Below are 3,102 nucleotides of genomic sequence, written 5' to 3' on the forward strand. Positions count from 1 at the left end.
GCTGCTGGCGCTGCGCCCGCCGCCGCCTGATGCCGCGCCGCCTCAATAGGGCAGCACGCGCTCCATGATCTGCTGGCCCCAGCGCGGCCGCTGCAGATCGCTCGCCACGCCGCGCCCGCCATAGGTGATGCGCGCCTCGGCGATCTTCTCCGAGGCGATGCGGTTGTTGGGGCGGATATCCTCGGGCCGGATCAGCCCGCGCAGCTGCAACTCGCGCAGCTCGTTGTTGACGCGCACCTCCTGCGAGCCGGCGATCTCCAGATTGCCGCTGGGCAGCACGCGGACCACGGTGGCCGCCAGCTGCAGGCGGATCTTCTCGGTACGGCGGATGCGGCCATTGCCCTTGGCGGTGCTGTCGCCGCCGAGTTCCACCGCCGGGTCGAGCGCGCCGCCGAAGGCGCGGCCCAGCACGCCCTGCAACCCGAACAGGAAGGGCAGCTTGAAGGTCTGCTCGCTCTCGCGCTCCAGGTCGGTGCGGTTGTCGAATTGCGCGCTGTCGTCGATCTCGATCTCGACGGTCAGCAGGTCGCCCACCATGCGGGCGCGCTGGTCGCGGAAGAAGCTGCGCGCGCCGGGCCGCCAGAGGGAGCCGACCATGGTGGGGCCCATGCCGTCCAGCCGCGGCCGCCGCGCCACGTCGATCGGGCTCTCCTCCTCGATCCCCGGCGGGATCGCGAGCTCGCCGGGGGCGGAGATGGTGGGCGGCTTCTGGATATGGCCGAAGCTGTCGCAGCCGGCGAGGCCGAGCGGCAGCAGCGCCAGCGGCAGCAGCCGGCGCAGCGCGCGACGGGTTGGGCCGGTCGGGGCGGGGCGGGGCGGGGCGCCGGTGTCGGTGTCGGGGCGGGGGCGGGCGGCATGCATCGGCCGGCTCCTTGTCATGGCGCGCCGCGCACCTCGGCCGTGCCCTCGGCGACGACCAGGGCGCGGATGGTGCGGCCGCTTTGCGGGTTGTGCACGCGGATCTGCTCGCCGATCGCGCCGGCCTCGAGGGCGCGGCCCTCCAGCTCCAGCGAGACGCCGTTGCGCTTCCAGAAGACGCGCACCGGCTGCGCCGCGCGCACCGCCTGGCGCTCGCCGATGTCGCGCTCGGTCAGCGCCACGCCCGCGCGCAGGCGGCGCTTCACCTCGAGGCCGAGGATGTCGCGCTCCGCCTCGACCTGGCCGGGGGCCGCGCGGCGCGGCGCCAGCGCCTCGATATCCTGGGCGCCCAGCACATCGCCCGGCTGCAGCGCGCGGGTGGCGTGCCAGACCTCGCCCGCGCCGCGCGCCGGGCCGGCCAGGGGCGGGGCGGCGAGCAGGGCCAGGCCGAGCAGCAGGGCGGCGCGCATCGGGCCTCTCCTCAGCGCACGTTGTTGGCGGTCTGCAGCATCTGGTCGGTCGCCTCGATGACCTTCGAGTTCATCTCGTAGGCGCGCTGGGCGGCGATCAGCTGGGTGATCTCCTGCACGACATTGACGTTGGAGGCTTCGAGATAGCCCTGCCGCACCCGCGCATAGCCGGGGTCGGAGGGCAGGCCCTGGTTGGGCTGGCCGGAGGCCTCGGTCTCCAGGAACTTGTTGCCGCCGATCGCCTCCAGCCCCGCCTCGTTGGGGAACAGGAAGAGGTTCAGCCGCCCGGCATTCTGCTGCTGGCCATTGGCCTGGGTGACCAGCACCTCGCCCGCCTGGTTGACGGTGACGTCGCGCGCATCGATCGGGACGTTGATCGCGGGCTGGATCGGGTAGCCCTCGGTGGTGACGATCTGGCCTTCCTGCGAGAGCTTGAAGCTGCCATCGCGGGTGTAGGCGACGGTGCCGTCCGGCAGGTCGATGCCGAAATAGCCGCGCCCCTCCAGCGCCAGGTCGTAGCGGTTGCCGGTCTCGTTCAGCGTGCCCTGCACGGTGATGCGGTTGATCGCCGAGTTGCGCACGCCGAGGCCCACCTGCGTGCCCACCGGCAGCAGCGTGCCGGCCTCGGAGGAGGCGGAGCCCACGCGCTCGCCCGATTGGTAGAGCAGATCCTGGAACTCCGCCTTGCGCCGGGTGAAGGCGGTGGTGGAGACGTTGGCGATGTTGTGGGCGATCACCTCGACATTGGTCTGCTGGGCCTGCATGCCGGTCGCGGCGATGTTCATGGCGCGCATGGTCTGTGTCCTTCAGGAGCGGCGCGGAAAAGGGAGGCGGGGCGGGCGCTCAGTTGGGCCGCCCCACCGTCTCGATCAGCCGGCGGATGCGGCTGTCGTCATCGCTGATGATGCGCTGCATGCTTTCATAGGCGCGCTGCACCAGCGCCAGGTTGGCCAGCTCGGAGACGGTCTGCACGGTCGAGCCCTCCAGCGCGCCCTGCGCCAGGCGCACGCGGGTGCCGGGGGCATCGGGGTCCACCGGCTGCACGCTCTCGGCCGGGATCTCGAACAGCCCGTCGCCGGATTTGCGCAAGCCCCGCATGTCGCCGCCCGCATAGAGCGCGATGCATCCGGCCTGCTCCACCCGCCCCTCGCTGGTGACGAGGATGTTGCCATTGGCGCGGATCTCGATGGCGCTGATCCGCTCGGGCAGGGTGATCGGCGCGCCGCCCTCGCCGAGCACGGCGCGGCCCTGGCTGTCGGCCAGCACGTTGTCGGGGCGGATCTTGAAGCGCCCGTCGCGCGTGTAGCCGGGCGCGCCGCCCGGGCGCTGCACACCGAAGAACGCCTCGCCCTCGATGGCGAGGTCGAGCGGGTTGCCGGTCGAGCCGATCGGGCCCTGGCGGTTCTCGATATAGGTGGCGCGGTCCTGCACGAAGGCGATCTCGCGCCCCGGCACGGCCAGGCGGGTGACGTAGCTCTGGAACAGCGTGCGGTCGCCGCGGTAGCCGCTGGTGGTGGCGTTGGCCAGGTTGTTGGCCACAACGTCCATCTGCTGGCGCAGCGCGAGCTGGCCCGAGAGGCTGACGGTGCTGGGGCTGTCCATGTCACTCCTTCCCTGTCGCGGGGGGCAGCAATTGCTCGACCTGCCGGCTGCGGGTGATGGCCGAGCGCAGCGCCGGCACGCCGCGCTCGGCGGGGGTGGCGGGGCTGGAGGCGCGCAGCAGCGCCTCGGTGTCGCCGGCCGGGGTCAGCAGCTCGCCCGGCACGTCGGGGCG

Annotated in this window: 4 protein-coding genes; all 4 read right to left on the reverse strand. The window is 72.6% G+C overall.

The genetic code is table 11. The features are described from left to right. Window positions 1–42: 42 nt before the first annotated feature. The 4 genes from HMPREF0731_RS18180 to flgF are packed head-to-tail and all read right to left on the reverse strand — an operon-like array spanning window position 43 to window position 2,930. Window positions 43–861 (reverse strand): flagellar basal body L-ring protein FlgH, encoded by an 819-nt coding sequence (locus HMPREF0731_RS18180; protein ID WP_007005658.1) that lies wholly within the window; start codon window positions 859–861, stop codon window positions 43–45. A 14-nt stretch (window positions 862–875) separates the two neighbouring features. Next, entirely contained in the window at window positions 876–1,328 is a 453-nt protein-coding gene (gene flgA / locus HMPREF0731_RS23345; RefSeq protein ID WP_051014815.1) for a flagellar basal body P-ring formation chaperone FlgA, read from the reverse strand. Between the two features lie 11 nt (window positions 1,329–1,339). After that, window positions 1,340–2,122 (reverse strand): flagellar basal-body rod protein FlgG, encoded by a 783-nt coding sequence (gene flgG, locus HMPREF0731_RS18190; protein ID WP_007005659.1) that lies wholly within the window; start codon window positions 2,120–2,122, stop codon window positions 1,340–1,342. 49 nt (window positions 2,123–2,171) lie between these two features. Further along, entirely contained in the window at window positions 2,172–2,930 is a 759-nt protein-coding gene (gene flgF / locus HMPREF0731_RS18195; protein ID WP_007005660.1) for a flagellar basal-body rod protein FlgF, read from the reverse strand. Window positions 2,931–3,102 lie beyond the last annotated feature (172 nt).

Source organism: Pseudoroseomonas cervicalis ATCC 49957 (assembly GCF_000164635.1).
Lineage (GTDB): Bacteria > Pseudomonadota > Alphaproteobacteria > Acetobacterales > Acetobacteraceae > Pseudoroseomonas > Pseudoroseomonas cervicalis.

What these genes read in the sequence shown, in the direction of transcription:
- HMPREF0731_RS18180 (WP_007005658.1), bottom strand. Translation starts at nt 861, where the DNA reads ATGCATGCCGCCCGCCCCCGCCCCGACACCGACACCGGCGCCCCGCCC.
- flgA (WP_051014815.1), bottom strand. Translation starts at nt 1,328, where the DNA reads ATGCGCGCCGCCCTGCTGCTCGGCCTGGCCCTGCTCGCCGCCCCGCCC.
- flgG (WP_007005659.1), bottom strand. Translation starts at nt 2,122, where the DNA reads ATGCGCGCCATGAACATCGCCGCGACCGGCATGCAGGCCCAGCAGACC.
- flgF (WP_007005660.1), bottom strand. Translation starts at nt 2,930, where the DNA reads ATGGACAGCCCCAGCACCGTCAGCCTCTCGGGCCAGCTCGCGCTGCGC.